This window comes from Streptomyces sp. NPDC097595 (assembly GCF_044761525.1).
Lineage (GTDB): Bacteria > Actinomycetota > Actinomycetes > Streptomycetales > Streptomycetaceae > Streptomyces > Streptomyces drozdowiczii_A.
The window spans coordinates 133,586-156,280 of the sequence record NZ_JBIWCN010000001.1; the positions used below are offsets into that span (position 1 = coordinate 133,586).

Consider the following 22,695-nt stretch of genomic DNA (forward strand, 5'->3'; position numbering starts at 1 on the left):
GACTGAGGAGGGGCCGGGCTCAGACGGGCGCGCCCGCCGGGGCGACCGGCGCCAGTTCCTGCGTCAGGTCCTCCGCCAGCAGCCGCTTCGCGATCACGTCGACCGCCGCGCGCAGCCGGGCGTCGTCCGGGCGCTCGCCGTCCTCGCCCAGCTGGTCGTGGAGCCAGCGGGCCCAGGCGTCCGTGATGGTCCGCGCCTCACGGCTGCCGGCCGCGGTGTGCTGGAACAGATGGCCGTCCCCGGTGAGGAAGCCCTCCTCGATCATGCGGTCGAAGACCGGCACCAGGACCTCGGGCGGAATCCGATGCCGGGACGCGATCAGCCGAAGCCCCGCGTGGCCGACCATCCGCGTGAACAGCTCGACCTGCATCACCGCCCAGGCGCCCGCCATGTCGAGCCGGGTGTCGGACTCCACGACGATCCGCCGTGCCGTCTGCGGGTCCACCCGCCGCAGCACCTTGGCCACCGAGAATTCGAGCAGCTGCGCCGAGTCCTGGGTGTTCGGCGAGGCGAAGCCCTCACCCATGTCCGTCGAGCCCGCCCGTACGGTGTCGCGCAGCTTCACCTGCTTGAGGAACAGCGCGACGACGAACCCGAGCAGGGCCACGGGCACCGTCCACAGGAACACCGTGTGCAGGGTGTCCGCGTACGCCTGGGCCAGCGGCTCCGACTGGGCGGCGGGCAGCGCGTGCAGCCCCTCCGGGCTCTGGGACGCCTTCGCCAGCACCGCCGGATCGCCGCCCGCCCGCGCGGCCTCGGTGATCCCGTCCCTGAGGTGCGGGCCGAGGGCGTTCGCGTAGATCGTCCCGAAGACGGCGGTGCCGAAGGAGCTGCCGAGCGTACGGAAGAAGGTGACGCCCGAGGTGGCCGTGCCCAGGTCCGCGTAGTCCACGGTGTTCTGCACGGCGATCGTCAGGACCTGCATGGAGAGCCCGATGCCGATGCCGAGCACCAGCATGTACAGCGACTCCAGCCAGACCCCGCTGTCCGGGCCCATCCGGGAGAGCAGGAACAGACCCACCGCCATGACCAGCGAGCCGATGATCGGGAAGATCCGGTAGCGGCCGGTCTTGCTGACCACGTTGCCGCTGAAGATGGACGCGGCGAGCAGACCGACGACCATCGGCAGCGTCCGCACCCCCGACAGGGTCGCCGAGTCGCCGTCCACGTACTGGAGATACGTCGGCAGGAAGATCATCGCGCCGAGCATCGCGAACCCGACGATGAAGCTGAGGATCGAGCAGACCGTGAAGACCGGGTTGCCGAAGAGCCGCATCGGCAGCATCGGCTCCTTCGCCCGGAACTCGACCAGGCAGAACAGCGCGAGCGCCGCGACTCCGAGGACGAACAGGCCGATGATGACGCCGGAGCCCCAGGCGTACTCGTTCCCGCCCCAGCTGGTGGCCAGGATCAGGGCGCTGGCCCCGACCGTGACCATCGCGATGCCCAGGTAGTCGATGACCGGCCGCCCGGCCGCCTTCACGGAGGGGATCGTACGGGCGGCCGCGATGACCACCACGATCGCGATCGGCACATTGACGTAGAACGCCCAGCGCCACGTCAGATGGTCGGTGAACAGACCGCCGAGCAGCGGTCCGATCACCGTCGACACACCGAAGACGGCGCCGATCGCACCCTGGTACTTGCCCCGGTCGCGCAGCGGGATGACATCGGCGATCAGGGCCATCGAGGTGACCATCAGACCGCCGGCGCCGATGCCCTGGAGGCCGCGCCACACGATCAGCAGCGTCATGTTCGTCGCGAGCCCGCAGAGGAACGAGCCGGTGATGAAGATGACCGCGGACAGCTGGAAGACGATCTTCCGCCCGAACAGGTCGCCGAACTTGCCGACCAGCACCGTCGCCACGGTCTCCGCGAGGAGATAGGCGGTGACCACCCACGACATATGGGCGGCGCCCCCGAGGTCCGAGACGATCGTCGGCAGCGCGGTGCCCACGATCGTCTGGTCCAGCGCGGCCAGCAGGATGCCCAGCACGATCGTGCCGAAGACGATGTTGCGGCGGCGCGGATCGAGCACGGGCGGCGCGGCGGCACTCTGCGCGGCGGGGGCGGTCTCGCTGGCAGTGGTCACCTTTGCACCCTCACATCGCGTCGTGTCACCCGCATGCGGGGCACGTCCGGACGTGTCAGGCGAGCAGATCCCGCAGGGAGGCGGTCATACGGGTGGCGAATGCCTCCCGTACGGGGGCGGCTACCCGGTCCAGCGAGAGATACGGGTTGAGGTCTTCCAGTTCTACGAGGAGGAGGTCGCCGTCCGCCGTCCGGCAGGCGTCCACGCGCTGGATGCCGTGGTCCAGCGTGTTCCACTCCACGAAGGACCGGGCGAACGCCAGGTCCGCCGCGCTCGCCTCGTACGGCTCCAGCACCCATCGCCGCTCCGGGTCCGGGGCGTACAGCGCGTACTGGAAGTCATGGTCGACGTAATAGAAGGACACCTCGTAGCGAAAGTCGATCCGGGGCTGGACGAGCAGGGTGCCGTCCGCGCCGGGCCCGATGTCCGGCGTCGCCACGAAGCTGAGCCCGACCGAGTCCGCGCCCAGCTTCGGCTTGACGACGTAGCCCTCGGCCTGCGGAAGGAGCCCGAGGTCCGCCGCCCGGTCCACGGTGGGTATGACCGGGTATCCGGCGCGGCTCAGGTCTACCAGGTACTGCTTGCCCGCCATGTCCCCGCGCCCGGTCAGCGGGTTGTAGACCCGGGTGCCCAGCTCCAGCGCCCGCGCCCGGAACGCGTCGTACGCCTCCTGGTAATGCAGGACCGGGCCGCTGTTGCGTACGACGACGGCGTCGAAGCCGTCCAGCAGGGCGGCGGCGTCGCGCGGGTGGCAGAGCGCGAGGTCGAAGCTCTCGCGCAGCCGCGCCGTCAGCCCGATGTCCTCGTCGCAGTAGCGCCGGCCGCGCGCCTCGTAGGCGAGGTCGGTGACAAAGAGGACGGACGGGCGCGGGACGGCGGGCATGGCGTTTCCCCCGGGTGCGGCGGTGGTGCGGACCCGCCCATCCTCGCTGGCCCGGTTCCGCACCGGCCCGCCGCCCCTGCGGTCAGCGGATGTGGCGGCCCGAGATCGCCCGCGCGATGACCAGGCGCTGGATCTCGCTGGTGCCCTCGAAGATCGTGTAGATCTTGGCGTCCCGGTACATCCGTTCCACCGGGTGCTCCCGGCTGTAGCCGGCGCCGCCCAGGATCTGGACGGCCTTCTCCGTGGCGGCCACCGCGAGTTCGCCCGCGCGGAGCTTGGACATGGAGCCCTGTCCGGCGTCGAAGGTGCGGTCGTTGCGGGCCATCCACGCGGCCTGCCAGATCAGCAGCCGTACGGCCTCGATCTCGGTACGCAGGTCGGCCAGGGCGAACGCGATCGACTGGTTCTCGATGATGGGCCGCCCGAACGCCTCGCGGTCGCCGGCGTACTCCAGCGCGTATTCGTACGCGGCCCGCGCGATGCCGAGCGCCTGGGCGCCGACCGTGGGGCGGCTGACCTCGAAGGTGGCCATCGCGGCCTGCCCCTTCGCGGTGGAGCCCTCGCGGGCGCGGGCGAGGCGGGCGTCCAGCTTCTCCTTGCCGCCGAGGAGGCAGTGCCCCGGCACCCGGACGTCGTCCAGGAAGACGTCCGCCGTGTGCGAGGCGCGCAGCCCCAGCTTCTTGATGGTGCGGCTCGCGGCCAGGCCCTCCGTTCCGGGCGGCACGATGAACGCGGCCTGCCCGCGCGCGCCGAGCGCCGGGTCGACCGAGGCGACGACCACATGGACCTCGGCGATGCCCCCGTTGGTGATCCACGCCTTCTGGCCGGAGATCACCCACTCGTCCTTCGCCTCGTCGTACCGGGCCCTCGTGGTCATCGCGGAGACGTCGGAGCCGGCCTGCGGTTCGGAGACGCAGAACGCCGCGACCTTCGGGTCGTCCTCGTCGCCGTAGCACTGAGGCACCCACTCGGCGAGCTGGTCGGGGGTGCCGGAGGCGAAGATCCCGGCGACGGCGAGCGAGGTGCCGAACAGGGCCATGCCGATGCCGGCGTCGCCCCAGAACAGCTCCTCGTTGGCTATCTGGAGGGAGAGCCCCGACGGGTCGCCGTACATGTCGGCCAGCGACTCGAAGCCGTAGAGGCCGATCCGGGCGGCCTCCTGGATGACCGGCCAGGGCGTCTCCTCGCGGGCGTCCCACTCGGCCGCCGCCGGGCGCACCACCTGGGTGGCGAAGCCGTGGACCCAGTTGCGCAGGTCCTGCTGCTCCTCGGTGAGCGCGAGGGAGAAGTAGCTCATCGGCTCACGCCTTCGGGATGTCGAAGTAGCGGGTGAGCCCTGAGGCCAGGCCGACGTCACCGGCCACCTTCAGCTTGCGCATCATGAACATGGTGATGGGGTTGCCGTTGCCGGAGACCAGCTTCAGGAACTCCGCGTCCGCCATGATCAGCGTCGTACGCGGTTCCGCCTCCGAGCGGCCCTCGCTGACGGCGCAGGTGCCGTCCGCGATCGAGGTCTCGTAGACCACCTCCGTGTCACCGGTGATCTTCCAGCGGATCAGCGCCGTGAGCCCCCCGGCCGCCTCCGGGCGGAACTGCTGCTTCATCCGGCCGAAGACCTCGCCGAGCACCCGGGCGCGCAGCTCCCCGTGCATGACCTCGGCGAGCTGCTTGGCGGACAGCCCCTTCACGATCCGCGCGAACTCCTCGGGGGAGACGGCCGCGAAGTCGAGGGCGGCCAGTTCGTCGGTGACCTTGCCGCTGCTGTTGTCGGCCACGCCAGTTCCTTACTCTGAAGTAAACTTACTTTTGAGTAAGGTAAGGGTGTGGCGGTCTCTTCGCAAGGTGGGCGACGGGCCGTCGTGCGAGGTCACCAGGCGGAGCCGGGGCGCACCACGAGCCGGGGATGATGGGCGGCGAGCACCTTGTTGGCGCGGGCCAGTTCCGACAGGGCGAGCTCGCGGTCGGCCTGGTCCTCGATGCCCAACCTGGGCCCACGGAACCTGCGGACCTCGCGCGCGGCGCAGTCCGCGTCGAGCTCGGCCTGGAGGATGTGTGCGGGGGTGCAGGCGCCGATGAGCGCGGCGATGCGGTCCGGGATGGGGACGGGGACGAGCAGGTGCGAGGCGGTCATGGGGGGTTCCCTCTCGATGGTGGCCAGGAGGTCGGGCGTCGGATCGCCGGGTGGGCGGACCGACTCCACTCCATATAACGAGACGCAGTTCCTGGTTTCTCGTTGAGTACGTCTCCGTGTGGCAACCGTTTGGGAATGACCGGCTATTTCCCCTTACCAGCAAGTAGGTTGACTTCGCGTGAGGTGCTCGTCGGGCCGAAGGTGCGTCGCGCGCTGTTCAGATGGGTGTGTCGTTGCTGCGGGCCCGCAGCTGCATGGCGCGGAGCACGGTCTCCGTCGAGAACCGCGCCTCCGGATCGACCAGTTGATCGCCGAAGATCGATTCCAGATTGCGCATCCGGTAGCGGACGGTCTGGGGGTGTACGTCGAGCAGCTCGCCCATCTGGGCCGCCGTGCCCCGGGTGTCGAGCCAGATCCTGAGGGTCTCGATGAGCCGTTCGCGCCGGTTGGCGCTGATGTTGGCCATCGGGGCGAGTTCGCGGCGCGCGAGCTGGTCGAGGAGAACCGGATCGGAGAGCAGCCACAGGGTGATGAGGTGGTCGTCGCAGAGGATGGCCGGCGCGTCGTCTATGACGCCCGCGTCCACCAGTTCCAGCACCCGCCGGGCCCAGCGGATCGAGTCCGAGGCCAGCGAGGAGGGGACGGTCAGGCCGACGGCGGCGCGGACCCCCGGCAGCGCGTGTTCCAGCATGCGTCTTCGCATGTCGTCGAAGGGGCCCGGGATCAGTAAGTGCGGCTGCGGATCGGTGAAGTCGACGAGTACGTCGCGGTCGATCGCCAGCCGGTCCAGATCGGGGGACGGGCGGACGGCGACGAGGGTCACCTCGTCCGGCAGCGTCCAGCCGGTCTGCTCGCACAGCTCGGCGATGGCCACGCGCGGCACCGGCCGCCCCGCGAGGATGAGATGCAGCAGCCTGCGCCGCAAGGTGTCCGTGTGGTCGTCGGAGGCCGACCTCACCTCCAAGTACCCCTCGCGCGACAGGGCTTCCAGCTCGTCCACGTAACTGAACAACGCGTCCGCGAACGTCAGCATCATCGTGGGGGAGAGGTTGTAGCGCCTGCCGATCTTCTTCGCCCGGCGCAGCGCGACGCGGGCGCCCAGCCGGTACGCCCCCTGCAACTGGTCCAGGCTGCGCCCCTCGTACGCCTCGAACCGGCCGAACCTGCGGCACATCTCGTCGCGCAGCGCGGAGGGGGCGGCCGGCTCGGCCACCTGGTCCACGAACACGGAGATGCTCTGCTCGACACCGACCCGGATGCCCTGGCCGTACGGTCCGTCGAGGAGCCGCGCGTACTCGGGGTAGGCGCGGGTGACCTCAAGGCCGATCTCCTTGATGAGGCTGGGAAGTTCGGGCCGCACGATCGTGGCGAACTCCTGCGGCAGCGGTCCCAGCGGCTCTCCCAGCTCCGAGGGTTGCGCAACTCCCGGCATACCTTGACCCCTTCTTGCTCTTCGGCGCCCGATGGGGTGACGGACGGGAGAGCGCTCCCAGCAGTTCTCAGGTGCGTACCAACTTCGGCTGCCGAAGATAGTCCACGTATGTGGCTCTGAACACAGGCAGGACAAGACGAAATGTATGGGCCATGTATCGGCTGTTTTCAGCCACCGCTTCGGTGGGCCCCCGCGCGTGCGACGGACTCGCGGATCGCTCGTGCGGTGCTGATGCGGGGGCCCGGATTCCGGTAATTCGGCGGCCGCTCCGCCGCGTGCTCCCGGCTCCCCGAACAATTTTCGCCTTGCTATTCGCGGTGAATTCCAGCGGGCCGGCGGGGGGAAGTCAAGGGCGTGGAGGGGCGATCGGCGCGTTGGGCGGTGGTGGCGGGGGAGGCCGTACGGCAGGGCCGTGACGTGGGGCGTTGGGTCGAGCGGGGTGCCGTTCCGTCATCGGGTGAGCAGGAGTGGGCACCCCGGCTCCGGGAGAACTGCTCACTTCGCGATAAAAAAACCGCAGGCCGTACTCGCCTCGCAAGCAATTTCTGAGAGGGAACGATGATTGTGGAGATTCTTTGTTCCAGCGTGTTGCGGAGCGACATTACTCGCCCGTAGCGTCATCGCCGAACGCAAGAGGTCGAGCAGTCCGTCAGGTCGGGCTGCCACATTCCTGTCTCGTGACCCCCCACTCCGGGAGCGCCGCTCACCCGGCCGGAAGTGGCCCCCCGGTGCAGGTCACACACCCTCGAAGGGAACCGGATTCCGTGAACACCCTTGCACGTAGAGCCGCAATCATCGCCACCGCCGCCAGCGCCGCTCTCGGCATGGCCGCCACCTCGGCGTCCGCCGGCGCCACGGCCTCGTGGTCGGCGACCCCGAACGGCGCGTACACCGCCAGCGCGACCAGCCCCACGCTGACCGTCCCCGCCGCGACCCTGACGTGTACCTCCTCCAGCGTGACCGCGGGCAACGTCGCCGCGACCAGCGCCACGGGGGCCAACATGGCGACCATCGGCACGATCGGCTTCACCGGCTGCTCGGTCGGTGGCATCACCTTCACCGTCTCCATGACCGCGACGCCGTGGACGATCAACGTCACCGGGGTGGACCCCTCCAACGCCAACCGGGTCAAGGGCAACGTCACCGGCATCTCGGCCCACATCACCGGCTTCGGCTGCGTGGCCGACTTCAAGGGCAAGGCGTACGGGTACTACGACAACAGCACCGGCAGGCTGGTCATCGACGGCTCGGGCACGGAGCTGAAGGCGTCCAACGCCAACTGCCTCGGCCTGATCAACAACGGGGACGTGGCCTCCTTCAAGGCCTCGTACCTCGTCAAGGTGACCTCGACGGGCACCTCGCCGAAGATCACGACGCCGTAGGACCCCAGCAGCACACGGGTACGGGCCGGCCACGAAGCCTCTTCGTGGCCGGCCCGGCCTTCTCGTTGGGGGGCGCGGACGCCGCGCCATGATCTTGAGGACGTGAGTTCGTGAACATCCCCGCACGACGATTCGCCGTGGTGGCCGCCGCTTTCGTTGCTGCCTTCGGGGCGGTGGTGTCCTCGGCCTCGGCCGCCACGACGGGGTCGTGGAGCGTGACGCCCGCAGGGGCGTATACGGCGCATGCTGTCCATCCGCCATGGACCTTTCCAGCTGCGACCATTGCGTGCGATTCGTTGGACGTGAATGCTGGAAAACTCGAAGCGACCGGCGCGACCGGCGGCAGGATAGGCACGATCGATGCCATCACCACCCACAACTGTCAGTTCGGCTTCGGCGAGGTTGTGACGACGAGCACCACGCCGTGGGCCATCGACCTCGTGGGGCAGAACCCTTCCCATGCGAACTGGGTGGACGTCAGGATCAGCGAAGTCTCGGCCCACTGGGCCGGGTTCGGTTGCGTTGCCGACTTCAAGGGAACGCTCCACGGACACTACGAGAACGACACCGGCAGGCTCGTCATCGGTGACAAGTCCGGTGACCTGCTCGCGTCCAACGCGAACTGCCTGGGGCTCGTCAACAACGGCGACGTCGTCGCGCTCAGGGCATCGTTGCGCATGGCCATGGCGTCGACCGGCAAGGCACCGGTGATCAGGGCCCTGTAGGGCGCAATGCGCAGGCGTGGACTGACCGCGCCACCGCAGTTGTACAACCGATCGCACCTCGTGGAGGACAGGCCCGATATGCACACTGAGATACACGTGACCCGTGCGGGGCGTTCCGTGAAGGTCGCCTCCGTCGCGGGTCTCGCCCTGCTCGCCGGTCTGTTGTCCGGCGGAGGTTCGGCCGCTGATGAGAGCACCGGGCCGGCCGGCTTCGCCGCCGCCTGCGGAGCCGAGGACAGCGGTACGGCGACCGTGGCGGCCACGGTCGCCGTGTCGATGGACGTACCGGCGACCGGTGAGGTCGGCCGTCCGGTGCAGCCGGGACCGGTGACGCTCACCGTCACCCTCTCGAGGGCGGATCTCGCGGGGCTGCTGCCGGAGGGCACCGAGGCGTTCGTGAGCCGAGCGGCGCTCAGGGTGAAAGTCGCCCAGAACGGCGAGTCCACAGAGGCCCCGTGGGAGCTGTACGCGCCGAGCACCCCTCTCCCCGCCGAGGGTGACGTTGCGCTCGTCCACTCCGGTGAGGTCCCCTACGTGACGCTGGGGTCCGCGGGCGATGTCGATTTCTCCGTCAAGGAGCTGGAGATCGAGCTGCGGTCCGCCGCGGCGGAACCCGAGAAGACCGCGTCGCCCCTGACCACGGTGACGTGCCGGTTGAAGGAGGGCGAGAACGGACACCTCGCGACCACGCGGGTGACCGACGGCACCGGCACCGAGCCGTCGGCAACCCCCGAGACGCCCACGACTCCGGTGGATGGCTCCGGGCGGGCGGCGGACAAGGACATCGCGGTGGAACCCGCGGCAGCCGAGGACGATGAGGACCCCGACTACTGCCCTGTCGAACCGCCGGTGGGAGTGGAGGACCCGAGCGACGCACCGCAGCCCCCGCCGGGTGACCCCGTGTCGTCGTTCGAGAACCCGAATGCGCAGGCCAGCTGTGCCAACGCGGCGGGCTTGGCCAACGTGTGGAAGATGGACGGGGCCATGATCATCAATGACCCGGCCGATCATCCGGCACTCATCAGCGTGAAGACACTGACGCACGTGACCAACCGGCCGCCCGACGCGGCCGGCGGGTACTACATCCGGTTCGACAACCTTGCGAACCTTGAACTCCCCGATGCCGAGTCCACTTTTCTCGCCTTCGGCTTTCAGCCGGTGACGGCGAAGGTGTCGTTCGAGAACGGTCCCATCACCATCTCGACGGGCAACGTGGGCACCGAAGCGTTCTCCACGGCCTCCTTCCGTCAGTCCCTGCGCCTCCACGATGTCAAGATCAACGGCACGCCCCTGGACGTGGGCAGCGACTGCAGGACGTCGAAGCCGTTCAAGGTGGTACTGAACGGCGGTGCGGCGTATGTGAACGTGGGGGTGGGCGGACGCTTGGACGGCGAGGTCACCATCCCGCCTTTCACCGGCTGCGGGACGGGCGGCGAGGATCTGAATCCGCTCTTCACCGCTTCGATCTCGGGGCCCGGAAACCGGATCTTCATGAACCAGGCTTCGACCTGTATTCCGACCAATCCCGAAAACTCCTACTGCCCGCCCGCCCCGGCGGAACTGCCCGGCAAACAGCCCGCGCCGTAGCCCGCCGCCCGGCCGGCACACCCCGAAGGGGCCACCTCCGGGGAGGTGGCCCCTTCGGGCTCCGGACGCGAGGACGGTTACCGCGCCGCCGAGTGCCAGTACTGCGACATGACCTTCCCCGCGTTCGGGGCGATGTCACCCGGGGCGGCCATCGCCGCCACGTCGGTCTGCGCGCTGTTCAGCGTGACGCTGTTCTTGCCCGAGGCCGCCGGCAGACCCGTCTTCAGGTTCACCGCCCAGTTCAGCGAGCCGAGCAGACCGCAGCCGTTGGTGCCGGGGACCGCGTACGTCGTGTCGGTCTGGGTGGCGCCCTGGAGGCTGAGCCGGCTCATCGGACCGTTCGGGTCCGGGGTTCCGTCACCGGCGAAGTTCTCGCTGGTGACGGCCGGCTGGGTCAGGTTCTGCGGCTTCAGCAGGATCGGGTCCGAGGCGGAGCCGATGTAGCACTTGTCGCCGAGGATCTGGTTCTGCAGGTGGATGCGGACCGGGAGGGTGATGATCGGCTTGCCGGTGGTCGCGCCCGCCAGGAGCTGGAAGCCGGTCGGGGTGTTGACCGACTCGATGGTCGCCGTCACCCGGTTCAGGCTGACGTCGGTGAGCGTGTTGCAGATCCCCGTGATCACGGGGACGTCGCTGGGGCACATCAGGCCGAGCAGGCCGCCCGGCACCTTCGCGGAGTCCGCGACGAGTGCCCCCTCCTTCGGGGAGACCACGGTCGAGACGGCGCCCGGGTGGTTGACCACGCCGATCTGGAGGTCGCTGGCGCCGACCGGCACCACGGTGTTGCCCAGCTTGATGGAGCCGCTCGCCGAGTGCGAGGAGACGCAGATGGCGATGTCAGTCGCCCCGTCCGCCGCCAGCATGGCCGGGCTGTCCACCGGACAGCGGCTGAAGGGTGCCCAGTCGCCGTTCAGCTGGGTGGCGGCAGTGGCTGACCCGATGGAGGCGACGGCGGCGAGAGCGGTGAAGGAGGCCAACAGCCCCATACGTACCCGGTTCGAGGTTCTCAATGTCTTCCCCTTGTTTCCGATGTGCGCAGCGAATTGAGCACGGAATGCGGAATGCGGGTGCCGGGAGCGCGTCGGACGGGGCCGATACGAAATCCCATTCACCGAGCCGTGAGGTTACTGGCGGGAAACACCGGTACACAATCCCGCCGTATGAGAATCTATGGACAGGTCGTGCATCTCCGTCAGGGATGAGTACGGGATCCGGCCTTCTTGTCACTTCGTGCGCAGCTCCTCGCGGGCACGGCCGCGAGGCCGGCCGGCCGGATATGCGGAATCCCGCCTGCCGCTTGTGTATTCGAGCCGGTCCCGAGCGCCTCTCGATGCGCTGTGCGGCGTACGGGCCCCGCCGGCCGACCCCGGAACTTGTCACCCGGCGACAGTTTTTCCGGCCGCTCTGCTCAGCAGATGAGAAAGAATCACCCCCTTCGCGCCCTCGCGCGAAAACTTGATGACCTGGTATTGCGGCCCAGGTTACCCACCCGTAGCGTCGCCTCCGTCAGCAACTCCTCCGGCGCGTCCGGAGATTGCTCACCCGTCGGCAGGGAGCCCGGACGCATATCCGGCCCCCTGGGCCGCGGGGTTCCGGCCTGCACCGACGGACGGCAGTGCGCAGTACTTCACAAGATCGGAACCGAAATTTGTCATCCGATGACAAACGGACCGGATCTTTGCGAAGGGGCTGCTCAAGGGCTTGTCCTGGCGGTGCCGGTGAACTTAACGTGCGCCCCTCGGCGCATTTCTGTCACTTCGTGAGCGCACGCAGGAGGTGGGATGGGAATCGAAGTAGTGGTCGAAGGGCTCACCAAGTCTTTCGGCAAGCAGAACATCTGGCAGGATGTGTCGCTCACGCTTCCCGCAGGCGAGGTCAGTGTCATGCTCGGCCCGTCCGGGACGGGAAAGACGGTGTTCCTCAAATCCATCATCGGCCTCCTCAAACCTGAACGCGGACGCGTTCTCGTCAATGGCGTCGACATGGTGAACGGCTCCGAGCGGGACATCATGGAGACGCGCAAGCTCTTCGGTCTCATGTTCCAGGACGGCGCCCTTTTCGGGTCCATGTCGCTTTTCGATAACATCGCGTTCCCGCTCCGGGAGCACACCCGGAAGAAGGAATCCGAGATCCGCCGCATCGTCATGGAGCGGATCGACGTCGTGGGCCTCCTGGGTGCGGAGAACAAGCTCCCCGGTGAGATATCCGGCGGCATGCGCAAGCGCGCCGGCCTCGCCCGGGCCCTCGTCCTCGACCCGCAGATCATCCTCTGCGACGAGCCCGACTCCGGCCTCGACCCGGTCCGCACGGCGTACATCTCCCAGCTCCTCGTCGACCTCAACGCGCAGATCGACGCGACGATGCTCATCGTCACCCACAACCTCGACATCGCCTCCACCGTGCCGGACAACATGGGGATGCTGTTCTGCCGCAACCTCGTCACCTTCGGGCCGCGCGAGGTGCTGCTCACCAGCGACCTGCCCGTCGTCAACCAGTTCCTCGCCGGCCGCTGCGAGGGGCCCATCGGCATGTCCGAGGAGAAGGACGCCGCCACCCTCGCCGCCGAGGAACTGAACGGCTACGGCCAGGGCATCAGCTCGGCCAACGCCCCCCGCACCGTCGTCCCCCAGCTGGAGCCCTCACCGGGCCTGCCGGTGCGCCAAGGCGCCCTGCGCCGCCGGGAACGCGTCATGTCGATGCTCGGCGAGCTGCCGGAGGCGGCCCGTACCGCCATCCTCAACAGCTACAGCCCGGCCGTGGGCGGTGGACGCCGGTGACCGCCCCCCTGCCCGTACGGCCCCCCGGCGAACCGGAGCCGGTGGACCGCGCCCCGGAGCCGGCGAAGGCGCCGGAGGCCCCGCGCCCCAGCAAGCTCGCCGCGCCGCTGCGCGAGACCGGACGGCTGTTCGCGCTGGCCGGGACCGTGACCCGGGAGACCTTCCGACGCCCCTTCCAGGTGCGGGAGTTCATCGAGCAGTTCTGGTTCGTCGCCAGCGTGACCATCCTGCCCGCCGCCCTCGTCTCCATCCCGTTCGGCGCGGTCATCGCCCTCCAGGTCGGCTCGCTCACCCAGCAACTCGGCGCCCAGTCCTTCACCGGCGGCGCCAGCGTCCTCGCCGTCATCCAGCAGGCCAGCCCGATCATCGTGGCCCTGCTGGTCTCCGGGGCCGCCGGGTCCGCGATCTGCGCCGACCTCGGCTCGCGGAAGATCCGCGAGGAGCTGGACGCCATGGAGGTCATGGGCGTCTCGCCCGTGCAGCGCCTGGTCGTCCCGCGCGTGCTCGCCACCATGCTCGTCGCCGTCCTGCTCAACGGCCTCGTCTCGGTCGTCGGCACCCTCGGCGGCTACTTCTTCAACGTGATCCTCCAGCACGGCACCCCGGGCGCGTACCTCTCCAGCTTCTCCGCCCTCGCCCAGCTGCCCGACCTCTACGTCAGCGAGGTCAAGGCGCTGATCTTCGGCTTCATCGCCGGGATCGTCGCCGCCTACCGCGGCCTCAACCCGCGCGGCGGCCCGAAGGGGGTGGGCGACGCGGTCAACCAGTCCGTCGTCATCACCTTCATGCTGCTGTTCTTCGTGAACATGGTCCTCACGGCGATCTACCTTCAGATCGTCCCCGCGAAGGGGAGCTGACCCATGTCAATGCTCAGCTGGCTCGACAGATCCGGTGACCAACTCACCTTCTACGTAAGGGCCCTGATCTGGATTCCGCGCACCCTGCGCCGCTACCTCAAAGAGGTCCAGCGCCTCCTGGCCGAGGTGGCCTTCGGCAGCGGCGGCCTCGGGGTCGTCGGCGGCACCATCGGCGTGATGATCGCGATGACCCTGGCCACCGGCACGGTCGTCGGACTCCAGGGCTACGCGGCCCTCAACCAGATCGGCACCGCCGCGTTCACCGGCTTCATCTCCGCGTACTTCAACACCCGCGAGATCGCCCCGCTCGTCGCCGGACTCGCCCTCTCCGCGACCGTCGGCGCCGGCTTCACCGCGCAGCTCGGCGCCATGCGCATCAACGAGGAGGTCGACGGCCTCGAATCGATGGGCGTGCGCTCGATGCCCTACCTCGTCACCACGCGCATCATCGCCGGGGTCGTCGCGATCATCCCGCTGTACGCGATCGGGCTGCTCTCCTCGTACGTCGCGTCCCGCTACGTCACCGTCCTGTTCAACGGGCAGTCCGCGGGCACGTACGACCACTACTTCAACCTCTTCCTGTCCCCGGCGGACGTGCTCCTGTCGGTGCTCAAGGTGCTGATCTTCAGCGTGATGGTGATCCTCGCCCACTGCTACTACGGATTCCACGCCACCGGCGGTCCCGCCGGGGTGGGTGTGGCCGTCGGCCGGTCCGTGCGGAACGCGATCGTGCTGATCAGCGTCACCGACTTCTTCCTCTCGCTCGCCATCTGGGGCGCCACGACGACGGTGAAGGTGGCCGGCTGATGACATCCCGCGCCGCCCGGACCGCCACCCGCAGAACCGCCGGAGTCGCCCTCTTCCTCGTGCCCGCCGTCCTCATCTGGGTCTCGGTCTCGGTGTACGAGAAGGACTTCACGCACGACGCGACCGTCACCGTACGCACATCGAGCGTCGGCAACGAGATGCACGAGAACGCCGATGTGAAACTGCGCGGCGTCGTCGTCGGCCAGGTCCGGAACATCTCGGCCGACGGCGAAGGGGCCCGGCTCACCCTCGCGATCAAGCCCGACAAGCTGGACCGCATCCCGGCCGACGTCACCGCCCAGATGCTGCCCACCACCCTCTTCGGGGAACGGTTCGTCGCCCTCGTACCGCCCCCCGTGCCCTCGACGAAGACCCTCGACGCCGGGGACGTCATCCCGCAGGACCGGTCCAGCAACGCCATCGAGCTGGAAGAGGTCCTCGACAACGTCCTGCCGCTGCTCACCGCAGTGAAGCCGGAGAAGCTGTCCGCCACCCTCAACGCGGTCTCCACCGCGCTGGAGGGCCGGGGCGAGAAGCTGGGCGACACCCTGGTGAAGCTGGACGCCCACCTCCAGAAGTTCAACCCCCAACTCCCCACGCTCAACGAGGACATCAAGGAACTCGTCAAGGTGAGCCGGCTCTACGCGGACTCCGCCCCCGACGTCCTGGACGCCCTCACCGACTTCACCACCACGAGCGGCACCCTCGCCGAACAGCAGGCGAACCTCGCCAACGTGTACGGCTCCACCACCGCGTCCGCCCGCGACGTCACCGCCTTCCTCCAGCGGAACAAGGACAACCTCATCCGGCTCGCCGCGAGCGGCAGGCCCACCCTGGAGACCCTGGCGAAGTACTCCTCGGAGTTCCCCTGCACCCTGCGCACCGTGGCCAACTTCGTCCCGGCCATGGACAAGGCGCTCGGCAAGGGCACCGGCCGGCCCGGGCTGCACGTCACCCTCAAGACCGTTCCCTCCAAGGGGAAGTACGTCGCCGGCAAGGACACCCCGGTCTACAACGCCACCGGCGGACCGCACTGCTACGCCATCCCGTACGTCGGCCAGACCGTGCCCACCGCCGACGCCAGGACCGCCGCCGACACCGCCCCGGCCGACCCGGACCCGGCCACGCCGGTCGAGATCCCGGCCGCCGACCCGTCGCTGGGCATGCCCAACTCGCCGCAGGAGAGCCGGCTCGTCAACGAGCTGGTCGCTCCCTCACTGAAAGTCCGGCCGCAGGCCCTGCCCGAGTGGAGCAGCGTGCTCATCGGCCCGGCCTTCCGCGGTGTGGAGGTGAAGCTCAAGTGAAGCGCCGTTCCCTCGCGGGGCCGCTCGCGAAATCCCTCGTGTTCATCGTGGTGACGAGCCTGGCCACCACGGTCCTGGCCCTGTCCATCGCCAACACCGGTGTGGGCGAGACCCGTTCGTACAAGGCCCGGTTCACCGACGCCACCGGCCTCATCGCCGGCGACAGCGTCCGCATCGCCGGAGTCAAGGTCGGCCAGGTCGAGTCCATCGAGGTCGCCGACCGCCGGCTCGCCGAGGTCCGCTTCAGCGTCCGCAAGAGCAAGAGGCTCCCGGCCTCCGTGACCGCGTCGATCAAATACCTCAACATGGTCGGCCAGCGCTACATCGACCTGGACCAGGGCGCGGGCCCCGTCGGCGAGAGCTTCGCCGCCGGCGCCACGATCCCGCTGTCGCGCACCACCCCGGCGCTCGACCTCACCCAGCTCTTCAACGGCTTCCAGCCCCTCTTCGAAGGGCTCTCACCGCCCGACGTCAACGAGCTGGCCGGCTCCATCGTCCAGGTGCTCCAGGGCGAGGGCGGCACCGTCGACTCCATCCTCCAGCACGTCGGCTCGCTGACCGGCACGGTCGCCGCCAAGGACCAGGTGATCGGCGAGGTGATCAAGAGCCTCAACTCGGTCCTGAAGACCGTCAACGACCGGGAAGCCGGCTTCAACGACCTGGTCGACACCCTCCAGGCCCTCGTCACCGGCTTCGCGGGCGACCGCAAGCCGCTCGGTGAGGCCGTCACCGCGATGGGCGCGCTCACCACGGTCACCGCGGACCTCTTCGAGGACGGCCGCAAACCCCTCAAGGACGACATCAAGCAGCTCGGCCGGCTCTCCGGGAACCTGGCCGACAACACCCCGAAGATCGAGAACTTCCTCCGGAAGACCCCGGCCAAGATGGAGGCCATCGGCCGCCTCACCTCGTACGGCTCCTGGCTCAACCTCTACCTCTGCGAGGCCAAGGTCAGCGGCGTGACGACGAGCGACGGCAGCACCCCGCCGACCGGCATCGAGATCACCCAGCCGAGGTGCCTGTCATGATCAAGCCGATACGCCACCGCAACCCCGTCGCCGTCGGCATCGTGGGCCTGCTCCTGCTCGCCCTCATCGGATTCGGCGCCTACCGGGCCGACTCACTCCCCTTCATCGGCGGCGGCACCACCTACAGCGCCGACTTCACCGAGTCCGCCGGGCTCGGCGCGGGCGACGAGGTCCGCATCGCCGGCGTCAAGGTCGGCAAGGTCACCGGGGTCTCCCTCGACGGCGCCAAAGTGAAGGTCACCTTCAAGGTCAAGGACGCCTGGATCGGCAACGCCAGCACCGTCGGCATCGCCATCAAGACGCTCCTCGGCGAGAAGTACCTCGCCGTCGACCCGCTCGGCGACTCCCCGCAGGACCCGGACGAGCGCATCACGGCCTCCCGCACCACCTCCCCGTACGACGTCACCCAGGCGTTCAACGGACTGGGCGAGACCATCGGGGAGATCGACACCAAGCAGCTCGCCAAGAGCTTCGAGACGATCTCCGCCACCTTCAAGGACTCCCCGCCCGACGTGAAGAGCGCCGCCAAGGGACTCTCCGCGCTGTCGAAGACCGTCTCCGAACGCGACGCCCAGCTGGCGACCCTGCTCAAGGGCAGCAAGCAGCTCACCAAGACCCTCGCCGACAAGAAGAGCGGCTTCGAAACCCTCCTGGACGACGGCAACCTGCTCCTCGGCGAGATCCAGGCCCGCCGTGACTCCATCCACCTCCTGCTCACCGGCACCCGCGACCTGGGCACCCAGCTCACCGGTCTCGTCTCCGACAACAACAAGCAGCTGAAGCCGACCCTCAAGGCGCTCGGCCGGGTCACCGAGGTGCTCAAGAAGAACCGCAAGAGCCTCGACCAGGTCCTCGCGCTCGCCGGCTCCTACAACCGGCTCGTCGGCAACACCCTCGGCAACGGCCGCTGGTTCGACAACTACGTCTGCGGGGTCGTTCCCAAGAACTACCTGCCCGCGAACACACCCCCGGCGACCGGCTGCATGCCGCCGAAGCAGGAAGGCGGGCACTGAGATGAGACTCACCCGCGTCATCGGCATCGGCGCCGGCCTCGTCGTCGTGGCCGTCGCCGCCACCTCCGGGGTCTCGGCCCTGGAGGAGCAGGGCGGCACCACCGTCACCGCCTACTTCGACCAGGTCACCGGCGTGTACGCCGGTTCCGACCTGCGGATACTCGGCGTACGCGTGGGCCGCGTCGAATCCGTCGAACCGCGCGGCAAGGACGTCAAGGTCGTCCTGCACATCGACAAGGGCGTCCAGGTCCCCAAGGACGCGCACGCCGTCGTCGTCGCCCCCAGCCTGGTCGCCGACCGGTACGTCCAGCTCGCCCCCGCCTACACCGGCGGAGCGGCCATGGAGGACGGCGCCCAGCTGCCCGCCGCGAACAACGCGACCCCGGTGGAGGTCGACCAGCTCTACGCCTCCATCACCGAACTCTCCACCGCGCTCGGCCCCGACGGGGCGAACGCCGAAGGGGCCTTCGCCGGACTCCTGGACACCGGGGCCAAGAACCTCAAGGGCAACGGCAAGGACATCGGCGACTCCATCGAGCAGTTCGGCAAGGCCACCAAGACCCTGGACAAGTCGAGCGGCAACCTCTTCGACACGCTGTCCTACCTCCAGACCTTCACCACCATGCTCAAGGACAACGACGGCAACGTCCGCGCCGCCGAGCAGCAGCTGAACTCCGTCACCGGCTTCCTCGCCGACGACAAGAAGAACCTCGGCGCCGCCCTCAAGGAACTCGGCACCGCGCTCGGCCAGGTGAAGACCTTCATCAAGGACAACCGGGGCGAGCTCAAGAAGAACGTGGACGCCCTCGTGCCGATCACCCAGGCCCTCGTCGACCAGCGCGCCTCGCTGGCCGAGTCGATGGACGTCCTGCCGCTCGCGGCGGGCAACGTCCTCAACGCGTACGACCCCGAACACCGCACCCTCAACGGCCGGACCAACCTCAACGAGCTCAGCATGGGCGGCCCGCTCCTCGAATCCTCCCTCGCCCTCCAGGGACTCTCCCCGGTGGACACCGAACGGCAGAAGGCCCTTCCCACGCTGCCGCTCCCGGCCGTGGGCACGGTCTACGGCACCCCGAAGGAAGCCGCCGACGCCAAGGGCGGCAAGGACGCCAAGGACACGAAGGGGGCGAACCGATGAACCGGCGACCGCGCAGACCCGCGGCCCTCGGCACCACCGGCGGACCGGCACTCGTCGCGCTCGGCCTGTGCTGCACCCTCTTCGTCACCGGATGCGGAGCCCCGCACTTCTCCGGCATCGAGGACCTGCCGCTGCCCGGCGGCGCCGACCTCGGCGACCACCCGTACGAGATCACCGCGGACTTCGGGGACGTGCTCAGCCTCTCCCCGCAGTCCTCGGTCAAGGTCAACGACGTCGCCGTCGGCCGGGTCACCAGGATCTCGCTGGCGCCCGACGGCTGGCAGGCCCGGGTCACCATGAAGGTGAACGGGAAGATCGACCTTCCCGCCAACGCCTACGCCCACCTGGAACAGTCCAGCCTGCTCGGCGAGAAGTACGTCCAGCTCCAGCCGCCCGCCAAGGGCAAGGAGCAGGGCACCCTCGCCGACGGCGACCGCATCCCGCTCAGCCGCACCAACCGCAACCCCGAGGTCGAAGAGGTCTTCGGCGCCCTGTCCCTGCTCCTCAACGGCGGCGGCGTCCAGCAGCTCAAGACCATCACCACCGAACTCAACAAGGCCCTGAGCGGGCAGGAACCCCAGGTCAAGTCCATGCTCCACCGGGTCGACAAGCTCGTCACCAACCTGGACGACCACCGCGGCGACATCACCGCCGCGCTCGACGGCGTCAACCGGCTCTCGAGCACCCTCGCCGGCCGCAAGGAGCAGGTCGGCACGGTCCTCACCAAGCTCAGCCCCGGCATGAAGGTCCTGGAGAAACAGCGCGGATCGCTCATGACGATGCTCCGCTCCCTGGACACCCTCTCCGACGTCGCCGTCACCACCATCAACCGGAGCAAGGCGGACACCATCGCCGACCTCAAGGCCCTCGCCCCCACCCTGAAGGCCCTCGCCGACTCCGGCAACGACCTGCCCGACTCCCTCCAGGTGCTGCTCACCTACCCGTTCACGGACGAGGTGCTGCGCGGCGTGAAGGGCGACTACCTCAACGTGTACCTGGACCTGACGGCCGAACCCGGCACCCAGATCATCCCCGCCTACAACCCGGACCCGGAGACGCCACCCGCTCAGGCCCCGTCGGCCGCCGGCGCCGGACTGCCGCTGCCGCTCCCCGCGACCTCGGCGCCGACGACGAGCCGGCCCACGGACTCGAAGGGGAGCAACCGATGATCACCCTCGCCATCCGGCTCAAGAACATCGCCTTCCTCATCATCTCCGTGCTGGTGCTCGCCTACCTCGGGGTGCGCTACGCCGACCTCGGCCATTACGTCGGCATGCGGGACTACTACACGGTCAAGATGCAACTCCCGCGCACCGGGGGCCTCTTCACCCACTCCAACATCACCTACCGAGGGGTCTCGGTCGGCCGGGTCGGACCCATCGAACTCACCGACGACGGCGTCGAGGCCGAGCTGCGGATCAACAAGTCCGCACCCAGCATCCCCGACGACCTCAAGGCGGTCGTGGCCAACCTCTCCGCCGTCGGCGAGCAGTACGTCGACCTGCGGCCGACCCGCACCGAGGGCCCCTACCTCGCGAACGGCTCGGTCATCGACCAGGCCGAGACCACCGTCCCGGCACCCGTGACCAACGTCCTCACCAGCGTCAACGACCTCACCTCCTCGGTCGACCTGGAGTCCCTGCGCACCGTCGTCGACGAGTTCGGCACCGCGTTCAGCGGGCGCGGCGACGACCTCCAGGTCCTCCTGGACACCGGCAGCGACTTCGTGGACGCCGCCGACGACGCGCTGCCCGTCACCACCCGGCTGATGGAGGACGGCAAGACCGTCCTGCGCACCCAGGTCGAACAGGGCGAAGCACTCAAGGGCTTCGCCTCCGGCGCGAAGGAGCTGGCCGCCCAGCTCAAGGGGTCCGACACCGATCTGCGGAAACTGATCGCCGCCGCCCCCGACGCGACGAACCAGATCAGCGGACTCCTCCGGGACGTCGAACCCAGCTTCGGGGTCGTCGTCGCCAACCTCCTCACCACCTCCGACGTCGCCGTCACCCGCCAGCGCGGCCTGGAGGAACTGCTCGTGAAGCTCCCCGCCGTCGCGGCCGCCGGGGCCAGCGCGGTGGACGAGGACGGCGCCCGGTTCGGCATGTCGATCACCTTCTTCGAGCCGCTGCCCTGCACCGCCGGCTACGAGGGCACGACCTACCGCAACGGCCTCGACCTCTCGACCGCCCCCGCCCTCAACACCAAGGCCCGCTGCGCCGCCTCGCCCGGCACCGGCATCGACGTCCGGGGCAGCGCCAACGCCCCGACGGGCGGCCCGCTCCCCGCACCGGCGAAGGCCGGCGCGCTGCTCGTCGGGGACACCGGCGAGGACCGGCTGCCCAGAGTGCTCGGCGCCGCGACCGACGCGGCACCGGAGGCCCGGGGCATGGCCGGGCTGCTCGGCCTGGGACAGGAGGACGGCGAGTGAACCCCCGTACGCGAAGCCTCGGCGGCTGGGCCGTCCTGCTGATCGCGGCCCTCGTCTGCGCCCTGGGCGGCTGGTCGTACGCCCAGGCGCGCGGCGACGACGACCTGGCCTACGCCAAGAGCCGGGACGCCGCCCTCGCGGACGGCCGGCAGGCGCTGGCCCGGCTCAACTCTCTGGACGGCAAGGACGCGGCCGGCGTGGACACCGGCCTGGCCGGCTGGCTGGAGTCCGCCACCGGCCCGTTGTACGACCAGCTGAAGCGGACCCGGAAGAAGGACGCCGCCGACCTCAAGGCATCCGGCGCCACCGCACGCGGCAAGGTCACCGACGCCGCGCTCACGGAGCTGGACGAGCGGACCGGCACCGCGCTGATGATCGCGACCGTCGACGTCGAGGTCACCCCGCGCACCGGCAAGGCGGGCACCGAGCGCAAACGCTTCGAGGCCACGCTCGCCCGGACCGGGGACGGCTGGAAGATCAAGGCGCTCACGGCGCTCGGCATAGGGAGCGGCGCATGAACACGGACGTCGAGGAGAAGCCGGAGGCCGCCGTCGAGCCGCCCGAGGACACCGGGGGCACCGGGGACACCGACACCCGCCCGGCCCGCCGTTGGCCGCGCGTCCTCGCCGGAGTCCTCGTCGTCGCGCTGCTCGCGGCCGGAGCCGTGATGTACGTGGCGGGGAGGCAGTTGCGGGACACGCCCGCCACGTCCAACCGGGCGCTGACCGACAGCGCGGCGACCGCCCAGGTGGCCGGCGAGGTCACCAACGCCCTCGGCAAGGTCTTCTCGTACAGCCCCGACGGCACCGCCACCACCAAGGCGTCCGCGCAGAAGCTGCTCGCGGGCAAGGCGCTCCAGCAGTACGCGGCACTGTTCGGCCAGGTCGAGAAGCAGTCGGCCGACCAGAAGCTCACCCTCACCACCCATGTCGTGCGCGCCGGGGTGACCCGGCTGACGCCCGACAGCGCCCACCTGCTCGTCTTCCTCGACCAGGTCTACGAGCGCAAGGGCAAGGCGGCGAGCAAGGCGGCCGCGCAGCTCTCCGTCACGGCCCGACTGCGCGATGGGCACTGGACGATCGTGGAGATCACCTCCCGGTAAATCGCG

21 protein-coding genes are annotated in these 22,695 nt (G+C 69.3%); 14 read left to right on the top strand and 7 right to left on the bottom strand.

Annotated elements, in window-relative coordinates:
* Positions 1-19 precede the first annotated feature (19 nt).
* From ACIQZN_RS00570 to ACIQZN_RS00595, 6 genes are all read right to left on the bottom strand, one after another.
* Positions 20-2,092, bottom strand: a complete 2,073-nt coding sequence (locus tag ACIQZN_RS00570; protein ID WP_403986205.1) for an MDR family MFS transporter — start codon at positions 2,090-2,092, stop codon at positions 20-22.
* 55 nt (positions 2,093-2,147) lie between these two features.
* Positions 2,148-2,975 (bottom strand): hypothetical protein, encoded by an 828-nt coding sequence (locus ACIQZN_RS00575; protein WP_403986208.1) that lies wholly within the window; start codon positions 2,973-2,975, stop codon positions 2,148-2,150.
* 82 nt (positions 2,976-3,057) lie between these two features.
* Positions 3,058-4,272, bottom strand: a complete 1,215-nt coding sequence (locus ACIQZN_RS00580; protein WP_403986211.1) for an acyl-CoA dehydrogenase family protein — start codon at positions 4,270-4,272, stop codon at positions 3,058-3,060.
* Positions 4,273-4,276: 4 nt separating this feature from the next.
* Positions 4,277-4,750 (bottom strand): SCP2 sterol-binding domain-containing protein, encoded by a 474-nt coding sequence (locus tag ACIQZN_RS00585; protein WP_403986214.1) that lies wholly within the window; start codon positions 4,748-4,750, stop codon positions 4,277-4,279.
* A gap of 92 nt (positions 4,751-4,842) precedes the next feature.
* The gene (locus ACIQZN_RS00590) at positions 4,843-5,106 is read right to left on the bottom strand and encodes a hypothetical protein (RefSeq protein WP_403986217.1); all 264 of its coding nucleotides are present in this window, start codon (positions 5,104-5,106) and stop codon (positions 4,843-4,845) included.
* Between the two features lie 217 nt (positions 5,107-5,323).
* Positions 5,324-6,538 carry a helix-turn-helix domain-containing protein gene (locus ACIQZN_RS00595; RefSeq protein WP_403986220.1) on the bottom strand — a complete coding sequence of 405 codons (1,215 nt, stop codon included), beginning with the start codon at positions 6,536-6,538 and terminating at the stop codon, positions 5,324-5,326.
* A 764-nt stretch (positions 6,539-7,302) separates the two neighbouring features.
* On the opposite strand from ACIQZN_RS00595, the gene ACIQZN_RS00600 reads away from it, so the two are divergent.
* The 3 genes from ACIQZN_RS00600 (at position 7,303) to ACIQZN_RS00610 (ending at position 10,232) form a co-directional block, all read left to right on the top strand.
* Positions 7,303-7,920 (top strand): hypothetical protein, encoded by a 618-nt coding sequence (locus ACIQZN_RS00600; RefSeq protein WP_403986223.1) that lies wholly within the window; start codon positions 7,303-7,305, stop codon positions 7,918-7,920.
* 110 nt (positions 7,921-8,030) lie between these two features.
* Positions 8,031-8,645 carry a hypothetical protein gene (locus tag ACIQZN_RS00605; RefSeq protein ID WP_403986226.1) on the top strand — a complete coding sequence of 205 codons (615 nt, stop codon included), beginning with the start codon at positions 8,031-8,033 and terminating at the stop codon, positions 8,643-8,645.
* Between the two features lie 117 nt (positions 8,646-8,762).
* A complete protein-coding gene (locus tag ACIQZN_RS00610; RefSeq protein ID WP_403986229.1) occupies positions 8,763-10,232 on the top strand; it encodes a DUF6801 domain-containing protein in 1,470 nt (489 codons plus the stop codon).
* Between the two features lie 77 nt (positions 10,233-10,309).
* Here the strand turns inward: ACIQZN_RS00610 and ACIQZN_RS00615 are convergent, their stop codons facing one another.
* Positions 10,310-11,218, bottom strand: coding sequence for a hypothetical protein (locus ACIQZN_RS00615; protein WP_403986232.1), 909 nt, complete (start codon positions 11,216-11,218; stop codon positions 10,310-10,312).
* A 795-nt stretch (positions 11,219-12,013) separates the two neighbouring features.
* Between ACIQZN_RS00615 and ACIQZN_RS00620 the strand changes: the two genes are divergently transcribed.
* Genes ACIQZN_RS00620 through ACIQZN_RS00670 form a run of 11 tightly spaced genes read left to right on the top strand, consistent with a single transcriptional unit; the run spans position 12,014 to position 22,689 of the window.
* Positions 12,014-13,009 carry an ABC transporter ATP-binding protein gene (locus ACIQZN_RS00620; RefSeq protein ID WP_403986235.1) on the top strand — a complete coding sequence of 332 codons (996 nt, stop codon included), beginning with the start codon at positions 12,014-12,016 and terminating at the stop codon, positions 13,007-13,009.
* A complete protein-coding gene (locus ACIQZN_RS00625; RefSeq protein ID WP_403986238.1) occupies positions 13,006-13,866 on the top strand; it encodes an ABC transporter permease in 861 nt (286 codons plus the stop codon). Before ACIQZN_RS00620 ends, ACIQZN_RS00625 begins: the two co-directional genes overlap by 4 nt.
* Before the next feature lie 3 nt (positions 13,867-13,869).
* A complete protein-coding gene (locus ACIQZN_RS00630) occupies positions 13,870-14,673 on the top strand; it encodes an MlaE family ABC transporter permease (RefSeq protein ID WP_403986241.1) in 804 nt (267 codons plus the stop codon).
* The gene (locus tag ACIQZN_RS00635) at positions 14,673-15,977 is read left to right on the top strand and encodes an MCE family protein (protein ID WP_403986244.1); all 1,305 of its coding nucleotides are present in this window, start codon (positions 14,673-14,675) and stop codon (positions 15,975-15,977) included. The genes ACIQZN_RS00630 and ACIQZN_RS00635 overlap by 1 nt, the downstream gene beginning before the upstream one ends.
* Positions 15,974-17,005, top strand: a complete 1,032-nt coding sequence (locus ACIQZN_RS00640) for an MCE family protein (RefSeq protein WP_403986247.1) — start codon at positions 15,974-15,976, stop codon at positions 17,003-17,005. The genes ACIQZN_RS00635 and ACIQZN_RS00640 overlap by 4 nt, the downstream gene beginning before the upstream one ends.
* A complete protein-coding gene (locus ACIQZN_RS00645) occupies positions 17,002-18,018 on the top strand; it encodes an MCE family protein (RefSeq protein WP_403986250.1) in 1,017 nt (338 codons plus the stop codon). Before ACIQZN_RS00640 ends, ACIQZN_RS00645 begins: the two co-directional genes overlap by 4 nt.
* 1 nt (position 18,019) lies before the next feature.
* Entirely contained in the window at positions 18,020-19,159 is a 1,140-nt protein-coding gene (locus tag ACIQZN_RS00650) for an MCE family protein (protein WP_403986253.1), read from the top strand.
* Positions 19,156-20,328 carry an MCE family protein gene (locus tag ACIQZN_RS00655; protein WP_403986256.1) on the top strand — a complete coding sequence of 391 codons (1,173 nt, stop codon included), beginning with the start codon at positions 19,156-19,158 and terminating at the stop codon, positions 20,326-20,328. The genes ACIQZN_RS00650 and ACIQZN_RS00655 overlap by 4 nt, the downstream gene beginning before the upstream one ends.
* Positions 20,325-21,587 (top strand): MCE family protein, encoded by a 1,263-nt coding sequence (locus ACIQZN_RS00660; protein ID WP_403986259.1) that lies wholly within the window; start codon positions 20,325-20,327, stop codon positions 21,585-21,587. The genes ACIQZN_RS00655 and ACIQZN_RS00660 overlap by 4 nt, the downstream gene beginning before the upstream one ends.
* Entirely contained in the window at positions 21,584-22,105 is a 522-nt protein-coding gene (locus ACIQZN_RS00665; protein WP_403986262.1) for a hypothetical protein, read from the top strand. Before ACIQZN_RS00660 ends, ACIQZN_RS00665 begins: the two co-directional genes overlap by 4 nt.
* The gene (locus tag ACIQZN_RS00670; protein WP_403986265.1) at positions 22,102-22,689 is read left to right on the top strand and encodes a hypothetical protein; all 588 of its coding nucleotides are present in this window, start codon (positions 22,102-22,104) and stop codon (positions 22,687-22,689) included. Before ACIQZN_RS00665 ends, ACIQZN_RS00670 begins: the two co-directional genes overlap by 4 nt.
* The last annotated feature ends 6 nt before the right edge of the window (positions 22,690-22,695 follow it).

Bases quoted from the DNA above. Each gene is read 5' to 3' on its own strand.
- ACIQZN_RS00620 (WP_403986235.1), top strand. From the start codon at position 12,014: ATGGGAATCGAAGTAGTGGTCGAAGGGCTCACCAAGTCTTTCGGCAAG.
- ACIQZN_RS00655 (WP_403986256.1), top strand. From the start codon at position 19,156: ATGAACCGGCGACCGCGCAGACCCGCGGCCCTCGGCACCACCGGCGGA.
- ACIQZN_RS00615 (WP_403986232.1), bottom strand. From the start codon at position 11,218: ATGGGGCTGTTGGCCTCCTTCACCGCTCTCGCCGCCGTCGCCTCCATC.
- ACIQZN_RS00635 (WP_403986244.1), top strand. From the start codon at position 14,673: ATGACATCCCGCGCCGCCCGGACCGCCACCCGCAGAACCGCCGGAGTC.
- ACIQZN_RS00670 (WP_403986265.1), top strand. From the start codon at position 22,102: ATGAACACGGACGTCGAGGAGAAGCCGGAGGCCGCCGTCGAGCCGCCC.
- ACIQZN_RS00650 (WP_403986253.1), top strand. From the start codon at position 18,020: ATGAGACTCACCCGCGTCATCGGCATCGGCGCCGGCCTCGTCGTCGTG.
- ACIQZN_RS00630 (WP_403986241.1), top strand. From the start codon at position 13,870: ATGTCAATGCTCAGCTGGCTCGACAGATCCGGTGACCAACTCACCTTC.
- ACIQZN_RS00645 (WP_403986250.1), top strand. From the start codon at position 17,002: ATGATCAAGCCGATACGCCACCGCAACCCCGTCGCCGTCGGCATCGTG.
- ACIQZN_RS00590 (WP_403986217.1), bottom strand. From the start codon at position 5,106: ATGACCGCCTCGCACCTGCTCGTCCCCGTCCCCATCCCGGACCGCATC.
- ACIQZN_RS00660 (WP_403986259.1), top strand. From the start codon at position 20,325: ATGATCACCCTCGCCATCCGGCTCAAGAACATCGCCTTCCTCATCATC.
- ACIQZN_RS00595 (WP_403986220.1), bottom strand. From the start codon at position 6,538: ATGCCGGGAGTTGCGCAACCCTCGGAGCTGGGAGAGCCGCTGGGACCG.
- ACIQZN_RS00580 (WP_403986211.1), bottom strand. From the start codon at position 4,272: ATGAGCTACTTCTCCCTCGCGCTCACCGAGGAGCAGCAGGACCTGCGC.
- ACIQZN_RS00575 (WP_403986208.1), bottom strand. From the start codon at position 2,975: ATGCCCGCCGTCCCGCGCCCGTCCGTCCTCTTTGTCACCGACCTCGCC.